Source organism: Burkholderia sp. AU6039 (assembly GCF_002223365.1).
Classification (GTDB): domain Bacteria; phylum Pseudomonadota; class Gammaproteobacteria; order Burkholderiales; family Burkholderiaceae; genus Burkholderia.
The window spans coordinates 488611-503531 of the sequence record NZ_NKFK01000007.1 but is presented as its reverse complement, the minus strand read 5'-3'; the positions used below and the strand labels follow the sequence as shown (position 1 = coordinate 503531).

The window sequence follows — 14921 nt, the reverse complement described above, 5'->3', positions numbered from 1 at the left end:
GATCCGGCCGGGGAGTATCGGAACATGAAGATCGGGGAACTGGCGGAACGCACCGGCCTGACCTCTTCGCGCATCCGCTTTTACGAACGCATCGGTCTGTTGACGCTCGTCGAGCGCGAAGCGAACGGCTATCGCACCTATCCGCAGGAAGCGGTGACGGTGCTCGACCTGATCACGGCCGCGCAGAAGGCGGATTTCAGTCTCGACGAGATTCGCACGCTGATGCCGGCCGACCTCGCGCAGTGGCCCTGCGCTTCGTTGCTGGATGCGCTGTGCGGCAAGGTGCGGGACATCGAGGCGCTGGAGGCGCGGCTCGCGCAAAGCAAGGCGCAGATCGTGGCGCTGATTGCCGACATCGCCGCGAAACCGGAGTCGGTCGATTGCGCAACCCATGCGAAGCGATTGCTGTCGCGCATCCCGCCGGGGCATGCGGCGGAGGGCAGCGGCGGTGAGGCTACGACTGCCGCCGCCGATCGCGATGAAGCGGTTGTGCGCCGCCGGTCGCCCCGCGCCTAGCGGCAGCGCGCCGGCGCATCACGTCACAGCAGCGCGACGACCTGTTCCGCGGTCGCCTTCGCCGATTGCGGATTCTGGCCGGTCACGAGCCGGCCGTCGACGACGACGTACGACGTGAACGGCAGCAGCGCCTTCTCGTAGCGCGCGCCACGCTGCTGCATCTGCTCCTCGACGTTGTACGGCACCTTCTTGGCGACGCCGGCCAGGATTTCCTCGACCCACGAGTAGCCGGTGATCCGGCGTCCGGCAACCAGCAGCGAGCCGTCCGACAGCTTGGTATTCAGCAACCCGCAGTAGCCGTGACAGACCGACGATACGACACCGCCGCGCTCGTAGATCTCGCGCGTGAGCCGCTGCAGCCCCGCATCGTCCGGGTAGTCCCACATCACCGCATGGCCGCCGGTGAAGTAGATCGCATCGAAATCGGCCGGATCGATCTCGTCGGGGCGCGCGGTGGTGGCCAGCAGCGCTTCATTGGCCTTGTCGGCGCGCCACGCTTTCGCGGCGGCGTCGGCGTGCGGCCATTTGAGCGAGCGCGGCTCGAGCGGCGACACGCCGCCCTTGGGGCTCACCAGCCGCTGCTCATAGCCTTTCGCCGCAAAGATGTGATGGGCATGGGTCAGCTCGGACAGCCACAGGCCGGTCGGTTGCGACGGATCGGCGTAGTGCGCGACATTGCTGACCACGTGAAGGATGCGCTTGCTCATGATGCGGTTCCCTTTCATCGGCCACGGGCGGACGTCGTCGACGCGCCGCCGGATCGTCGGATGGCAGTACCCATACCCATGGCCTCGATACGCTGCCGAGGCAAACCATAACCTTCAAGCAAAGTTGAAGGTCAAGGCCTTTTCGTCTTCGCTGGCCGCGCGGGGCTGACGGGCAGCACGAGACCGTCCAGCAAGGTGGTCAGCGCATCTTCGATCGCGTGATCGCCAACCTTCTCGCGCACCAGCCGCCCGTCGATCGCCAGCATCGTCAGCCCATGCAGATGCGCCCAGCAGGCGGTCGCCTGGCCGAGCGCCGGGCGCGGACGGATCGTGCCGGCGCGCTGGCCGTGTTCCAGGATGTCGACGACCAGCAGGAGCGGCGCCTGCACGCGCGGATCGAGATGGATGTCCGTGGGCTCGCCGGCATCCGCGGCAAACATCAGTCGATAGAGATCCGGGTTGCGCTGCCCGAACGCGAGATGGGCGTAAGCGAGCGCGCGCAGCACGTCAGGTGCATCCGCCGCGGGATCGACGGACGCGGCGAGGTCTTCGTTCAGCCGATCGAAGCCGATCAGCGCGAGCTCGTGCAGCAACGCGGCCTTGTCCGGGAAATGCCGGTACGGCGCCGAGTGGCTGACGTTCGCGCGCCGCGCGATTTCGCGCAGCGTGAACTGCCAGCCCTGTTGCTCCTGCAGCGTGTCGAGCGCCGTGTCGATGATCGCGCGCCGCAGATCCCCGTGGTGATAAGCCTTTTGCCCGGCGTCCGCAGCCTCATCCGACGACATCGCGTTGCTCCTATGTTGACAGGGAACACATTGTGAGCCTATGATCCGCCGCATGCAAGTTGACAGTGTCTACATCGACGCAACCTCGTGAGGTGCACCATGGCCATTTCCGCAGAATCCAGCTCGAGCTTCGACCCGGCGGCGTTGCTGGCCCGCCAGCGCAACGCGTTCGTCAGCGAGGGGCCGCCGAGCGTGCAGCAGCGCAAGGCGCGGCTCGCGCGGCTGCGTGCCGTGGTGCTCGCGTATCGCAGCGAAGTGGAGGAGGCGGTCAGCGCCGATTTCGGGCATCGCTCGCGGCACGAGACCGCGATCATGGAACTGGTCGGCGTGATCCAGGCGATCGACTACCTGACGCGCAACCTGCGTCGCTTCACGAAGCCGCAGCGCCGGCACGTCGGGATCTTTTACCGGGCCGGGCACGCGCGCGTGGAGTACCAGCCGCTGGGTGTCATCGGCGTGATGGCGCCGTGGAATTACCCGTTCGCGCTCACGTTCATTCCGCTGGCCACCGCGCTGGCCGCGGGCAACCGCGCGATGCTCAAGCCGTCGGAACTGACGCCGCGCACCAGCGAGGTGATGCGCCGGATGCTCGCGGAAACCTTCCCGAGCGAGGAAGTCGCGGTCGTGCTCGGCGGCCCGGAAGTCGGCGCCGCCTTCAGCGGCTTGCCGTTCGATCATCTGCTGTTCACCGGCAGCACGCAGGTGGGCCGCAAGGTCATGAAGGCCGCCAGCGACAACCTGGTGCCGGTGACGCTCGAACTCGGCGGCAAGAGCCCGGCGATCGTCGCGAGAGGGCATGTCGACGGCCGGACGATGTCCAGCATCGTGTTCGGCAAGCTGTCGAATGGCGGGCAGACCTGCGTCGCGCCCGACTATGCGCTGGTGCATGAAGACGATCTCGACGCGTTCGTCGCGCAATACGATGCGGCCGTCGCGCGCTTCTATCCGGGCGGGCCGACCAGTGCCGACTACACGTCGATCGTCAGCGACCGGCATTTCGATCGCCTGAAAGGTCTCATCGACGAAGCGCGCAGCAAGGGCGCGCGCGTGATCGAGGCGGGCGTGAATCCGCAGCAGGCGGCCACCCGCAAGCGGACGCTCGCGCCCACGCTGATCGTCGGGGCCGGTGACGATACGACCGTCATGCAGGAAGAGATCTTCGGGCCGATCCTGCCGGTGCGCACGTATCGCACGATCGACGAAGTCGTCGACTACGTGAATGCGCGTCCGCGGCCGCTCGCGCTGTACTACTTCGGCGCGCAGGACAGCGACTGCGAGTCGTTGCTCAAGCGCACCACGTCGGGCAATGTCGGCATCAACAACACGCTCCTGCATGTCGCGCAGGAAGACTTGCCGTTCGGCGGCGTTGGCCCGAGCGGAATGGGTGCATATCACGGCATCGAGGGATTCCGCGCGATGAGCCATGCGAAGGGCGTGTTCGTGCTGGGGCGCTGGAACCTGCCGAGCCTGCTGCGTGCGCCGTTCGGCAAGCTCGCGGATCTGTCGCTGGCGGCGCTGCTCGGGCGCAGCCGGGAACCGGCGGGCGTGCGGGCGGGATTGAGCGCGAAGCGCTGAGACCGCCGCCACACCGCGACCGGCGCGCGGCTGCTTCGCATGCGGCGCGCCATAGTGGTCGAGCGCGCATGCGTCGGTAAGTGCATGTGATCGAACCTCGGCCGTGACCGAACGGCACGCTAGGGCCGGTTGCGCAGGCCGGCCCCGTTGCGAATGGCGGTTTCATCGACAAGCGTCGCGGCGAATTCGACGGCGGCCGGCATTCCCGCGTCATGCATCATCACGAATTCCATGTCCGGCAGCGCCGGCAAGCCTTCTGATACGCCCAGCTCGCGGAGCGTGTCGTCGATCGCGCCGCGCGGCACCGGTGCAATCGCGATGCCGGCGCGCGCGAACGTGCGGATGCCCGTGACGCTCGGGCTTTCGCATGCGATGAAATAGGGCATGCCTGCCAGCGCGAGCGCCTTGATGGCAGCGCCCCGGTAAGGGCACGGATCGGGGAAGCACGCGAGCGGCACATCGCCTTCCGGCAGCGGCTCGTGGCGCGCGAACGCCCAGACGAGCGGCTCTCGCCACAACGTCGCGCCCTGGCGCGTGTGCGCGCACCGGCTGCCGATCACGAGATCGAATTCGCCGTCGGCGTGCCGTTGAAACAGGCTGTCGCCGATGTCGACCGTCAGATTCAGCCGCAAGCCGCGCCGCGCGGCGCCGTGGCGGCGCATCACGTCGGGCAGCCAGCCCCCCGCCACATCCTCCGATGCGCCGATGCGCAGCGTGACATCGACTGCGTTGCCGCTGCCCAATTTCGTCTTCGCTTCCTCGCTGAGGTTGAGCATCGCGCGCGCGTAGCCGAGCAGCATCCGGCCATGCTCGGTGAGCGTGACGCTGCGCGTATTGCGGGCGAGCAGCGCCCGGCCGACCTGCTCCTCGAGACGAGCGATCTGCGCGCTGACCGCGGACTGGCTGAGATGCAGCCTGCGACCTGCGCCGGTAAAGCTCCGCACGTCGGCGATGGCGACGAACGTATGAAGCAGTGAGGTGTCGAGCGGCGTGTTCATTGATCACCAATTCGGGTTAATTCGATCAATTCATATCGTTTCCGGATTATAGGTCGATCCGATAGGCTGCGAAGCGCAGTGGGCGATCGCGCATCCCGCGCGTCGCCGTCACTTTCGGCAAGGACCGGTTTCATGACACGCGTGCTCTATATCGAAGGCTCACCCAACAAGGACTATTCGGCGTCCATCGACGTGTGCAATGCCTTTCTCGATGCGTACCGACACACGCATCCCGATCACGAAATACAGACGCTCGACATCTGGAATCTGGCGATACCCGAATTCGACGAAGCCGCGCTGGCCGCGAAATATGCGGGACTGAGCGGCAAGGTGTTGACGCCGGCTCAGGCGGCGGCATGGCAACGGATCGAGCAGCTCGCGGCGCCGTTCCACGAAGCGGACAAGCTCCTGTTCGGCGTGCCGCTGTGGAATTTCAGTATTCCGTACAAACTCAAGCACCTGATCGACGTGATCTCGCAGAAGGACGTGCTGTTCACGTTCGACGGCACAGGTTTCGCCGGCAAGCTGGCCGGGAAAAAGGCGGCGGTGGTCTACGCGCGCGGGCTCGGTTATCAGTCGCCGGGCTCATTTACCCCGGCGGCCGAATTCGATCTGCAGCGCCCGTACATGGAGACCTGGCTCAAGTTCGTGGGCGTGAAGGACGTCACCGGGATCGTCGTCGAGCGCACCTTGTTTGGTCCCGACGGAGCGGTCGATCGCAGTCGCGCGATCGACGAAGCCCGCACGATCGCGCGTACGTTCTAAAGCGACCGCGTGGCGCATCCGGCGCACCCGGCGCGCCGGCGAAGCGCGCCGGTCGGTTGCATCGACGGGTGGCGCGCCGTTTCGAATCAGCGCCCGCCGCGCGCGATGGCAAGCGCGACGCCGAAGCCCACGAGCAGGCAGCCGAAGGTGCGGTCGATCCAGTGCCGTAGCGCCAGCAGGCGATCGCGGACGGCCGTCGCGGAGAAGCACAGGGCCACCAGGCTGAACCAGCCGGCATGCGCGACGGCGATGAACGCGCCGTAGCCGATCTGCACGATCAACGGCGTGTCGGGCCGCACGGCCTGCATGAACAGGCTGACGATGAACACCGTGGTCTTGGGGTTCAGCGCATTGGTCAGGAAGCCGGTGCGCAGCGCGGCCAGGTCGGACAGCGGTGCGGCCGGTGCATCCGCCTGCCCGTTGCCGGCCTTCGTCATGAGCATCTTCACGCCGAGGTAGATCAGGTAGATCGCGCCGACCAGCTTGACGGCATTGAAGAGCCACAGCGACTGGCGGATCAGCAGGCCGACGCCCAGCAGCGTGTAGCTCACGTGAACCGTCACGCCGAGCCCGATCCCCAGCGCGGTGAGCACGCCCGAGCGGCGCGACAGCATCAGGCTGTTGCGTGTGACCATCGCGAAGTCCGGCCCCGGGCTGATCACGGCCAGCAGCGTGATGGTGACTACAACTATCAGTTCGGTCATCGTCTTGTCCTTGCGATTGATGGCTTGATGGCGCAATCTTATGGATCATGTTCCATCGGAAAAAGCGATGATTTCTGACCAGAATGGTGAGATTGACTCACAGTCCGTTCGCACGAACCTGCCATCGCTGATGGCGCTGCGTTGCTTCGAGGCGGCGGCGCGTCACGAGAATTTCAGCCGTGCGGCCGACGAGCTGTGCCTGACCCATGGCGCGGTCAGCCGCGCGGTGCGATTGCTCGAGGACGACCTGGGCGTCGCGCTGTTCCAGCGGCGCAGCCGTCGCGTGTTCCTGACCGATGCGGGCCGCAAGCTGGCGCAGGCCGTCCATGACGGACTGGGGCTGATGCGCCACGCCGCGCAGGAATTGCGTACCGAGGCTGCCCGGGCGCGGCGCTGGGTGCTGTCGTGCGAACCGACGCTTCTGATGCGCTGGCTGATTCCGCGCTGGCCGGATTTTCAGGCGCGGCACGCGGGCGTCGACATTCATCTGGCTGCTGCAGGCGGTCCGTTCTCATTCGACAGCGGCATCGACATGGCGATTCGACGCAATGACTTTGCGTGGCCGGCGGGTTATCACGCGGAGCGGCTGTTCGCGGAGAAGGTGGGGCCGGTCTGCCGGCCGGATAAGGTCGATGCGTGGTTTTCCGCGCGTCGTGGCAGTCGCTCGTTGAAGGCGGATGTTGCGCGACTGCACACGCGGACACGGCCGCACGCGTGGAAGGAATGGGCGGTGGTGGCGAACCAGCCCGCCGCGGGCGGGCGCGGGCAGACGTTCGACCATTTCTATTTCAGTCTGCAGGCGGCGGTTGCGGGGCTCGGTGTCGCGATCGGCCCGTGGCATCTCGTTCGCGATGACATCGAAAGCGGTGTGCTCGTCGCGCCGATGGGGTTCGTCGAGGATGGTTCGGATTACTGCTTGTTGACGCCGGAGCCGGTGGTGGCGGGGAGTGCGCAGGGGGATGTGCTGGGGTGGTTGAGGGCGGTGGTTTGATGGGGCGCGTGTGTGTGCAGATGGGTGTTGACGCCACGCGCCCGCAAGAAGGGGCGTGGTGAAGCTCGGCGCAGGCATCGCGATCGATCCCGGCGCCCGGTATCGCACGCCGCGGTGATGGACGTCGCTACTGCCTCGAATCCGGCGCGAAGGTCTTTCCCGTCACGTCGGCGATGAAATCGATCGCCGCGCGAATCGACGGGGAATGCCTGAGATCGGCATGCACGACCAGCCAGATGTCGCGGGCGTACGGTTCCCCGTCGAACGGCAAGCGCTGCAACCCCGGATCGTCATCGCCCATGAACACGGGCAGGCCCGCGACGCCGATTCCGGTACGGGCCGCGACCTGCTGCGTCGTGATATCGCTGACTTCGCACGCGATGCGGCGACCTCGAGCGATCGATTCGAGCCACTTCTGATGCGGCATTTCCGCGAATTGCGCGTCGTAGCAGATGAACGCCCAATCGTCAGGCGTCGACGCGTGCGCGTAGTCGCGACTCGCATAGAGCCCGAAAGCCATCTCGCCCAGCTTGCGCGTCGCGTTTTGCGGCTCGTCGGGGCGGAACAGGCGCACGGCGATATCCGCTTCACGACGGGCGAGCGATACGCTTTGCGCCTGGCTGGCCATCGACAGCCGAATGCCCGGATGCATTTGCGCGAACGCATACAGATGATTCGCGTAGAAATTGTTGGCGAGCACGGGCGGCACGCTGATCGTCACGGTGCCGTGCATCGGCAGATGTTCCGTGAGCGCGAGGCGCTCGATCGCAAACGCGTGCTCCTCCATTTTCCCGGCGAACTCGAGAATCTGCCGGCCGGCGGCGGTCGGCCGGCACGCGCGCGGCAATCTCGCTAGCGCCTTGCCTTGGCGCCGCTTTCTATTAGGGAAATCCTGATAAAGCTAAGGGTTATCAGACGCGATTAACTTATATCAAACTAATTTTGACGACGATTTATGTTCCTGATATGGTTTTTCGCACCTGCAAAGCGCGCCCCGGCTGCGGTGTCGCTCGGCGAAACGGTTCGTGCCCGTCGCCAGCGGCTGACCGGCCGATCGATCGACTGGCGGTCGAGGCGGGTATGCCCAGGCCGTTTGTCGTCGCGGGTAGTGCGTGGGCTTGGACCATGACAATGGAGTACTTCTTCGAAATGCCATCGGAGAAACGTTCGGCTTAGCGCGGTGATCTGCTCGAGTTTTTCGGTTTCGTGGAATCGGCACATGACCCATCCACGGTGCCGCATGGCTCGAGCGACCACAAAAGCAACGCAGCGGCTTTCGTCCAGGCGGGACGCCGCGATGGTTCCAATCGAGGGAATGCCGGACAGGTCGAGATGCGAGGCGCCTTCCTGCATGAAATTTTGAGGATGACGAAATGATCGAGTCGAATATGCCGATCTGGCGAACATGAAGCCGGCTGCTGCAACCTGAGACGACGTGCAGCCCATGCGCCGTCATCTGCATTCGAATACAACAAAACCCGTTTCAAACAATCCCGCAACCACTCCTGACAGTGAAATACAGATGAAAAACAAGAAAATCAAGGTCAGCGTTATCGCTGTTGCCGCCTTCGCAGCATCGTCGGCAGCAATGGCACAGTCGTCGATCACCCTGTACGGCATGCTCGATGCAGGTATCGGCTACACGTCGAACATCAATGGCCACAAGCGGTTCGGCCTCGATGGTGGTGCCGCAGGTTCGAACAAGTGGGGCCTCAGGGGGACGGAGGATCTCGGCGGCGGCCTCAAGGCGATCTTCAAGATCGAAAACGGCTTCAACATTGGGACGGGCGGCATAGGCGGCCAGGGGCCCATCGGTTCCACGCGCTCGTTGTTCAACCGCCAGGCATACGTATCGCTCGCTTCCGATCAGTACGGTACCGTGCGTCTGGGGCGCCAGCTCGACGCCGTGACGGAAATGGTTCAGGTCCTGACGGGCGACGCCATTTCGGCGTCGACGTTCTCGACCCCGGGCGACGTGGACAACAACGACAACACGACGAACCAGAACAGCGCCGTGAAGTACATTTCGCCGCTCATCCACGGCTTCCAGGCCGAAGGCGCGTACTCGTTCGGCGGCGTGGCCGGTTCGATGGGTTCGGGCCAATCGTGGTCGGTGGCGGCGAACTACGCTCAGGGCGGTCTGACGGTCGCCGGCGGCTATTTCCATGCGGCAAACCAGGGTGAGAACGGGTGGATGAACGCAACGGCGCAGCCGAGTTTCGGTGGTGCGCTGGGCTATCCGAGTTCGGGTTACAACGGCGGCAATGCATTCAAGAGCGCGGGCATCGCGCAAGTCGCCACGCAATATCAGATTGGTCCGTACACGGCCGGCTTGCGCTACTCGAACGCGCAGTACCAGGGCAACGCTGGCCAGCCGTCGATTCACTTCAACGTGCTGGGTGCGCTCCTGCAGTACCAGGTAACGCCGGCGCTGTCGCTGGCGACCGGGTACACATATGTCTACGGCTCCGCGGCCACGCCCGCGCTGGCTGCCGAGGGCCGCACGATGGCGTCGATCAACCAGGTGTCGCTGGGTGCGACGTACTCGCTGTCGAAGAGCACCGCGCTGTACGCGATGGGCGGGTACGTTCATGCCAAGGGCGCTCAGGCATCCGTTGCGGACTTTGGCAACACCGCATCGGGCGGCAACCAGGTTCAAGTCAACATCGGCATGTACCACGGCTTCTGATCGCCGGCGTGGAAGTCCGGAGTAGTGGCTGCACTACTCCGGCAAAGCAGCACTCTTCTGTCAGTACCCCACCCCGAGCGGGTGTCGTGAGCTGAAAATTCCCCTCATCGATCGTTCGTTTTGCAGACAGTGACGAAGTTGCTGCATGGCGAGACGATCATCCCGCATCCACATTGCGTACAGCGACGAATGTCGGCTGCTGGGGATCCCGATGTTCGAGCGGCCGTGTCGGGTGAACATCAACCGCCAGGTCGCGCTCAGATTCCCATCCGCTCCGCGACACCGTCCCGATCGACGAACTTGTGTTTCAGTCCGGCCGCGACGTGCATGACCAGCAGCAAGCCCAGCGTCAGCACCAGCGCGCGATGCAGCGAATCGGTCAGGAGTCGCAGCGGTTCGTCGCGACCAACCAGCACCGGCAATTCCGTGATGCCGAAGAAACTGACCGGATGGGCGCCAGCGAGGCGGTGCACGTAGCCGGTCAGCGGCACGAGACACAGCAGCAGGTACAGCACGCCGTGCAGTGCACCGGCGATCCGCGCCTGCCATGCCGGAACACTGGCCGGCAGCGGCGGCGGCGTATGTGTCGCACGCCACGCGAGGCGTGGCACGGTCAGCATGAAGATCAGGCTGCCGATCGACGCGTGATAGAACAGGATGCCGTTGAACTGAGACGAGTTGTGCGGAAAGGTATCCATGTAGATCCCGATCATCAGGTTCAACAGGATCAAGATGGCGATCGACCAGTGCATGGCGATCGCGAAGCGTGTGTAGGCGACGTGGTTGGGGTGTGACATTGCGGTCTCTCCGGTTCGGTTGGGCGTCGTGCACCGGCTCGCTCGGCGTGGTGAGCGGCCTGACGCCCCGATATACCGGAGCCGGCATGGTTTTATTCCCGCGGCACGGATCGGTCGCCATTCCTTTCATGTGGAAGGCAATCGATATGTGTTGAAAGGAATCGAGTGCCCTTGGCGGCATTGCACCGGCCGCAATACTTGCGACGTCTGAGGTGCGGCTTGTGCCGGCGCGACCATCGCTGATGTTCGACGGCATGCCAACGGTCGCTTTCCGTCACGGCGCCCATCCTGCCGCGAGCGTGTGCGCGATCGTTGCGACGGACCCGCAGACATCGATGCCGTAACGGCAAATCGTCAGCCGGTAACGTCCGCTCCAGACATGCCGAACAGCCGGGCAACGACCGAACGCAGCCAGCGATTGCCGGCCTCCTGGTGGTAGCGCGCGTGCCAGTGTTGCCGAACGGCGAAGCCCTCGACGGGAATGGGGCAGGGATGTACCGAAAGATCGCTGGCCTGAGCCAGCGTCTCGCCGATATGGCGCGGCAAGGTCGTGATCAGATCGGTGGTCTGCACAATGGCGCCGAGCCCCAGAAAACCGGGCAATTCAAGCACCACCTGCCGTTCAATGCGCTCCCGCACGAGCGCCTGCTCGAGCAGCGCCGTGCCCGTTCCTGCCGTGATCGCCACATGGCCTTCGGTGCGATACGCCTTGACGCCGAGCCGCTTGTGAATACGCGGATGATGGCGATTCGCCAGGCACACCCAATCCTGCTCGTATAGCTGTTGCTGATAGATGCCGCCGCTCAGCCACGGCACGTATCCGATCGCAAGATCGGCCTCGCCCGATTCGAGCGCGCGTTCCGTGTTGCCGTCGATCCGCGCAGCTTCCAGGCGCACGCGAGGCGCTTGCGCGCGCACGTAGGCGAGCAGACGCGGCAGCAGCGTCACGTGACTCGCATCGGTCATGCAGATGCGAAAGCGTCTCTGCGCGGTCGCTGGATCGAAGGCGATTTCCCACGCCGAGAAGCGCCGCAACGATTCGAGAATCTCCCGACATGGGCCGATCAGCGCATCCGCTTGCGGTGTGGGCGCCATGCCGCCGGGCGTCCGGATAAAAAGGGGATCGTGCAAATGCTCGCGCAACCGCGCGAGCCAGATGCTGACGGTCGGCTGGCTCTGGCCGAGTTGTTCGGCCACGCGCGTAACGCTGCGCGTGTCGTAGAGCAGGTCGAACAATTGCAGCAGCTTGAGGTCGGGCAGATCGGTCGGAATCATCGCAGGTCAATTATATTGCGTGTGGCAATGATGTCATTGTATCCATTGTATTGCGACATGATGCGGCGGCTCCTATCGTGACGTCACACGTTAAGGAGACGCTCTTGAAAATTGCCATTCTGGGTGCCGGCGCGCTGGGCTGCGCGATTGGCGCGACGCTCACTGAAGGCGGTCATGAGACCTGGCTGATCGACCGCTCGCCCGATCATGTCAATGCGATGCGCGCCCACGGCCTGCGCGTCGACGACGCAAGCGGCACGCGCCAGGTGCAAGTCCGCGCGACCACCCGGCCGGACGAAGCGGGGGTGGCCGAAGTCGTGATCGTGCTCGTCAAATCGTTTCACACCGATGCGGCGATTCGCGGCGCGCAAGCGCTGGTGGGGCCTGAAACGCTGGTGCTGTCACTGCAAAACGGCCTCGGTCACGAAGACATTCTTGCCGACGCCGTGGGCCGCGAACGCGTGCTCGCGGGCAAGACCTATGTGGGGGGCGTACTGCGCGGCATGGGGCACATCGAGTCGGGCGTCGTGGGCAAGCACACCATCATCGGCGAATTGGACGGACACGTGACGGATCGCGTTCGACGTATTGCCGACGCATTCAGCCACGCGGGCCTCCACACGCAGGTGAGCGACAACATCGTCGGCACCATGTGGGACAAGCTGCTCGTGAACGTCGCGACGGGCGCGCTGACCGGCATCACGTCGCTGACTTACGGCCAGCTTTATGACGAGCCGCTGCTCAAGGCCACTTCGCTGGCGGCCGTCGCGGAAGCGATCGCGGCCGCGAAGGCGGCAGGCGTCACACTGTCGATGAACGATCCGGAGCAGGCGTGGTCGCTTGCCGCCGAGGGCTTGCCCGCTGCGTTCAAGACGTCGATGCTGCAAAGCCTCGAAAAAGGTTCCATGACCGAAATCGACTTCATCAACGGCTCGGTCGTGCGTTGGGGCGCGCGTTACGGTGTACCGACGCCCGTCAACGCCACGCTGGTTGCGTGCATCAAGGGCATCGAGCGCGCGATGGTCGACCGCCGGAAAGCGGAGGCGCAAGCATGAGCCAACCGAAAGCCTATCTCGAACACGTCGCCGTCTTCGTGCGCGACATCCACTGGCACATCCGCTTTTTCGAGGACGTGTTCGGCATGACGATGCGCGAGGTCGACGGCACGACCGAAGCGCCGCGCCAGTACTGGACGCTCGGCGGCATGCAGTTCATCCACCAGCCGGATTTTTCGGGCCCCGAAGGAAGGCTTGGCCACCTCGGCATCATGTGCGAGGACGTGGAAGCCTCGCTCGCCGCCGCCCGCCGCTACGACGTGCAGCCCATGCCGCAAGGTGCGAACTGGCTGCGTTTGCCCGATGGTCTCGCCATCGAATTCATTCAGGCGAAACCCGCGCGCTGCGTGGGCCAGGCGCTCGCCATCAATCCGCGCGCGGAGGCATGACATGACCATCGTCGAAAAATACTGGGACGACGCACGCGAAGGCGACGAATGCGTGAGCCCGAGCTACACCGTCACGAAGGAACGCATTCTCGCGTACGCCGATCTCACCGGCGATCACACCCCTGTGCACGTCGATGAAGCGTATGCGAACGCGAGCCACTTTGGCTGCCTCGTTGCGCATGGATTGTTTGGTCTTTCGATTGCCGATGGCCTGAAGACTCGCAGCGATTATCGCTTTGTGCCGGGCATGTCGCTGGGCTGGAGCTGGGACTTCGTTCTGCCGATCAAGGTCGATGACGTGCTGCATGTGAAGTTTCGCATCGGCGCGATGCGCCCGAGCAAGAGCCGCCCGGATTGGGGCATCGTGACGCTTCCTTCAGAGCTGATCAATCAGCACGGCGAAGTCGTGCAGCGAGGTGAGCATCGCCTGATGGTGCCGCGCCGGCCGGGAGCTGAACGATGAAACAGGCGCGTCCACTCGAAGGGATTCGTGTCGTCGACTACAGCCACTTTCTCGCGGGTCCGTACGTGGGGCGCTGCCTCGCGGCGCTGGGTGCGGAAGTGATCAAGGTCGAGCGACCCGGCGGCGGCGACGCGGGACGCCAGCATGCGACCGTGCTTGACGATCGCTCGAGCGGCTATTTTCTGCAGCTCAATATGGGCAAGCGCGGCGTCAGCGTGAACATGAAGGATCCGCGCGGAAAGGCTTTCATGGAACGGCTCTGCGATTCGGCGGACGTATTCGTGGAGAATTATCGGCCCGGCGCGCTCGACAAGCTTGGGCTCGGCTACGAAGCGCTTTCCGCGCGCAACCCGGGGCTGGTCTACTGTTCCATTTCCGCGTATGGCCACACGGGGCCGGACGCCCATCGCGCGGGTTTCGGACTGATCGCCGAGGCCAAGAGCGGCATCATGCAGATGGTCGGCACGCCCGGCGACCGCCCGCCGCTGCTGCGTATTTCGCTCGGGGACATGTACACGGGCATTCATGCGGTCGCGGCCATCAATGCGGCACTGCTCGGCCGCGTGAAAAGCGGGCGAGGGCAGCACATCGACATGGCGCTTTACGACACGCTCGTCTCGATGCACGAATATGCGGTCCAGTGCTACACGCTTGCAGATGTGCTGCCCGAACAGACCGGGCACGACATGCCCGGCTCGACGCTTTATGGTGTGTTTCGCGCGATCGATGGCGATCTGGTGATCGCCGCGCAGGTGGACGATGCGTGGAAGCGCTTCGCGTCGCTGATCGAAGCGAGCGGCGGCCCGCGCGGCTTTGGCACCGACGAGCGGTTTCACCATAGCGTGGGTCGCAATACGCATCGGCTGGACATTCTCGGCGTGGTCGAGCCGTGGGTCGCCGCGCGCACGGTGACGCAGATTCTCGAACTGCTCGACGGCATCGATGTGCCTTGCGCGAAGGTGCAACGTATCGACGAAGTGATCGCCGATCCGCAAATTCAGGCACGCGGCATGATCGTCGAACAGGAGCATCCGCGTTACGGCACGCTGCGCCTGCCGAATCTGCCGTTCCGGTTTTCCGAGTGCGATACCACGATCCGCGAGGTTGCCCCCGATCTGGGGCAGCACAATGCCGAAGTCGCGCAATCGCTGGGTTTCACGCCCGCCGAGATCGATGCGATGCAAACCGATGGCGTGCTGTTCGACAAGTGAG

The 14921-nt window shown here is 64.6% G+C and carries 17 protein-coding genes; 9 read left to right on the top strand and 8 right to left on the bottom strand.

All coding sequences use genetic code 11. From position 1 onward, the window contains the following. Nucleotides 1-24: 24 nt before the first annotated feature. A complete protein-coding gene (locus CFB39_RS34490) occupies nt 25-516 on the top strand; it encodes a MerR family transcriptional regulator (RefSeq protein ID WP_179257786.1) in 492 nt (163 codons plus the stop codon). A gap of 23 nt (nt 517-539) precedes the next feature. Here the strand turns inward: CFB39_RS34490 and CFB39_RS34485 are convergent, their stop codons facing one another. After that, nucleotides 540-1223, bottom strand: a complete 684-nt coding sequence (locus CFB39_RS34485; RefSeq protein WP_089476534.1) for a type 1 glutamine amidotransferase domain-containing protein — start codon at nt 1221-1223, stop codon at nt 540-542. A 131-nt stretch (nt 1224-1354) separates the two neighbouring features. Further along, entirely contained in the window at nt 1355-2008 is a 654-nt protein-coding gene (locus tag CFB39_RS34480; RefSeq protein WP_089476319.1) for a TetR/AcrR family transcriptional regulator, read from the bottom strand. 99 nt (nt 2009-2107) lie between these two features. On the opposite strand from CFB39_RS34480, the gene CFB39_RS34475 reads away from it, so the two are divergent. Next, nucleotides 2108-3583, top strand: coding sequence for a coniferyl aldehyde dehydrogenase (locus CFB39_RS34475; protein ID WP_089476318.1), 1476 nt, complete (start codon nt 2108-2110; stop codon nt 3581-3583). Between the two features lie 119 nt (nt 3584-3702). On the opposite strand, the gene CFB39_RS34470 is transcribed toward CFB39_RS34475, so the two are convergent. Continuing rightward, nucleotides 3703-4581 (bottom strand): LysR substrate-binding domain-containing protein, encoded by an 879-nt coding sequence (locus tag CFB39_RS34470; protein WP_089476317.1) that lies wholly within the window; start codon nt 4579-4581, stop codon nt 3703-3705. 132 nt (nt 4582-4713) lie between these two features. Here CFB39_RS34470 and CFB39_RS34465 point away from each other — a divergent pair, with 132 nt between their 5' ends. Continuing rightward, nucleotides 4714-5346, top strand: a complete 633-nt coding sequence (locus CFB39_RS34465; protein ID WP_089476316.1) for an FMN-dependent NADH-azoreductase — start codon at nt 4714-4716, stop codon at nt 5344-5346. 86 nt (nt 5347-5432) lie between these two features. Here CFB39_RS34465 and CFB39_RS34460 read toward each other — a convergent pair whose 3' ends face one another. After that, the gene (locus tag CFB39_RS34460) at nt 5433-6050 is read right to left on the bottom strand and encodes a LysE family translocator (protein ID WP_089476533.1); all 618 of its coding nucleotides are present in this window, start codon (nt 6048-6050) and stop codon (nt 5433-5435) included. 67 nt (nt 6051-6117) lie between these two features. On the opposite strand from CFB39_RS34460, the gene CFB39_RS34455 reads away from it, so the two are divergent. Beyond that, on the top strand, nt 6118-7041 hold the full coding sequence (locus CFB39_RS34455) for a LysR family transcriptional regulator (RefSeq protein ID WP_089476315.1): 924 nt from the start codon (nt 6118-6120) through the stop codon (nt 7039-7041). Between the two features lie 127 nt (nt 7042-7168). Here CFB39_RS34455 and CFB39_RS34450 read toward each other — a convergent pair whose 3' ends face one another. After that, complete coding sequence (locus CFB39_RS34450) at nt 7169-7828, bottom strand: substrate-binding domain-containing protein (RefSeq protein WP_256991523.1); 660 nt, start codon at nt 7826-7828, stop codon at nt 7169-7171. A 149-nt stretch (nt 7829-7977) separates the two neighbouring features. Next, nucleotides 7978-8448: a hypothetical protein gene (locus CFB39_RS39850; RefSeq protein WP_144030362.1), complete on the bottom strand. Its 471-nt coding sequence runs from the start codon at nt 8446-8448 to the stop codon at nt 7978-7980. A gap of 115 nt (nt 8449-8563) precedes the next feature. Here CFB39_RS39850 and CFB39_RS34445 point away from each other — a divergent pair, with 115 nt between their 5' ends. Further along, nucleotides 8564-9730, top strand: coding sequence for a porin (locus CFB39_RS34445; protein WP_089429852.1), 1167 nt, complete (start codon nt 8564-8566; stop codon nt 9728-9730). Between the two features lie 257 nt (nt 9731-9987). On the opposite strand, the gene CFB39_RS34440 is transcribed toward CFB39_RS34445, so the two are convergent. Together CFB39_RS34440 and CFB39_RS34435 are read right to left on the bottom strand one after the other, a co-directional pair. Beyond that, nucleotides 9988-10527 carry a cytochrome b gene (locus tag CFB39_RS34440; protein WP_089429851.1) on the bottom strand — a complete coding sequence of 180 codons (540 nt, stop codon included), beginning with the start codon at nt 10525-10527 and terminating at the stop codon, nt 9988-9990. A gap of 354 nt (nt 10528-10881) precedes the next feature. After that, the gene (locus CFB39_RS34435; protein WP_089476314.1) at nt 10882-11802 is read right to left on the bottom strand and encodes a LysR family transcriptional regulator; all 921 of its coding nucleotides are present in this window, start codon (nt 11800-11802) and stop codon (nt 10882-10884) included. 104 nt (nt 11803-11906) lie between these two features. Between CFB39_RS34435 and CFB39_RS34430 the strand changes: the two genes are divergently transcribed. From CFB39_RS34430 to CFB39_RS34415, 4 genes are read left to right on the top strand one after another with little or no spacing between them, the layout of a single operon-like run. Beyond that, the gene (locus CFB39_RS34430; RefSeq protein ID WP_089476313.1) at nt 11907-12857 is read left to right on the top strand and encodes a ketopantoate reductase family protein; all 951 of its coding nucleotides are present in this window, start codon (nt 11907-11909) and stop codon (nt 12855-12857) included. Next, nucleotides 12854-13246: a VOC family protein gene (locus tag CFB39_RS34425; RefSeq protein ID WP_089476312.1), complete on the top strand. Its 393-nt coding sequence runs from the start codon at nt 12854-12856 to the stop codon at nt 13244-13246. The genes CFB39_RS34430 and CFB39_RS34425 overlap by 4 nt, the downstream gene beginning before the upstream one ends. 1 nt (nt 13247) lies before the next feature. Continuing rightward, nucleotides 13248-13709: a MaoC family dehydratase gene (locus CFB39_RS34420; RefSeq protein ID WP_039347828.1), complete on the top strand. Its 462-nt coding sequence runs from the start codon at nt 13248-13250 to the stop codon at nt 13707-13709. Next, the gene (locus CFB39_RS34415; RefSeq protein ID WP_089476311.1) at nt 13706-14920 is read left to right on the top strand and encodes a CaiB/BaiF CoA-transferase family protein; all 1215 of its coding nucleotides are present in this window, start codon (nt 13706-13708) and stop codon (nt 14918-14920) included. Before CFB39_RS34420 ends, CFB39_RS34415 begins: the two co-directional genes overlap by 4 nt. The last annotated feature ends 1 nt before the right edge of the window (nt 14921 follow it).

Coding starts and splice junctions, on each gene's coding strand:
- CFB39_RS34490 (WP_179257786.1), top strand. CDS start 25: ATGAAGATCGGGGAACTGGCGGAACGCACCGGCCTGACCTCTTCGCGC.
- CFB39_RS34485 (WP_089476534.1), bottom strand. CDS start 1,223: ATGAGCAAGCGCATCCTTCACGTGGTCAGCAATGTCGCGCACTACGCC.
- CFB39_RS34480 (WP_089476319.1), bottom strand. CDS start 2,008: ATGTCGTCGGATGAGGCTGCGGACGCCGGGCAAAAGGCTTATCACCAC.
- CFB39_RS34475 (WP_089476318.1), top strand. CDS start 2,108: ATGGCCATTTCCGCAGAATCCAGCTCGAGCTTCGACCCGGCGGCGTTG.
- CFB39_RS34470 (WP_089476317.1), bottom strand. CDS start 4,581: ATGAACACGCCGCTCGACACCTCACTGCTTCATACGTTCGTCGCCATC.
- CFB39_RS34465 (WP_089476316.1), top strand. CDS start 4,714: ATGACACGCGTGCTCTATATCGAAGGCTCACCCAACAAGGACTATTCG.
- CFB39_RS34460 (WP_089476533.1), bottom strand. CDS start 6,050: ATGACCGAACTGATAGTTGTAGTCACCATCACGCTGCTGGCCGTGATC.
- CFB39_RS34455 (WP_089476315.1), top strand. CDS start 6,118: ATGATTTCTGACCAGAATGGTGAGATTGACTCACAGTCCGTTCGCACG.
- CFB39_RS34450 (WP_256991523.1), bottom strand. CDS start 7,828: ATGGAGGAGCACGCGTTTGCGATCGAGCGCCTCGCGCTCACGGAACAT.
- CFB39_RS39850 (WP_144030362.1), bottom strand. CDS start 8,448: ATGTTCGCCAGATCGGCATATTCGACTCGATCATTTCGTCATCCTCAA.
- CFB39_RS34445 (WP_089429852.1), top strand. CDS start 8,564: ATGAAAAACAAGAAAATCAAGGTCAGCGTTATCGCTGTTGCCGCCTTC.
- CFB39_RS34440 (WP_089429851.1), bottom strand. CDS start 10,527: ATGTCACACCCCAACCACGTCGCCTACACACGCTTCGCGATCGCCATG.
- CFB39_RS34435 (WP_089476314.1), bottom strand. CDS start 11,802: ATGATTCCGACCGATCTGCCCGACCTCAAGCTGCTGCAATTGTTCGAC.
- CFB39_RS34425 (WP_089476312.1), top strand. CDS start 12,854: ATGAGCCAACCGAAAGCCTATCTCGAACACGTCGCCGTCTTCGTGCGC.
- CFB39_RS34420 (WP_039347828.1), top strand. CDS start 13,248: ATGACCATCGTCGAAAAATACTGGGACGACGCACGCGAAGGCGACGAA.
- CFB39_RS34415 (WP_089476311.1), top strand. CDS start 13,706: ATGAAACAGGCGCGTCCACTCGAAGGGATTCGTGTCGTCGACTACAGC.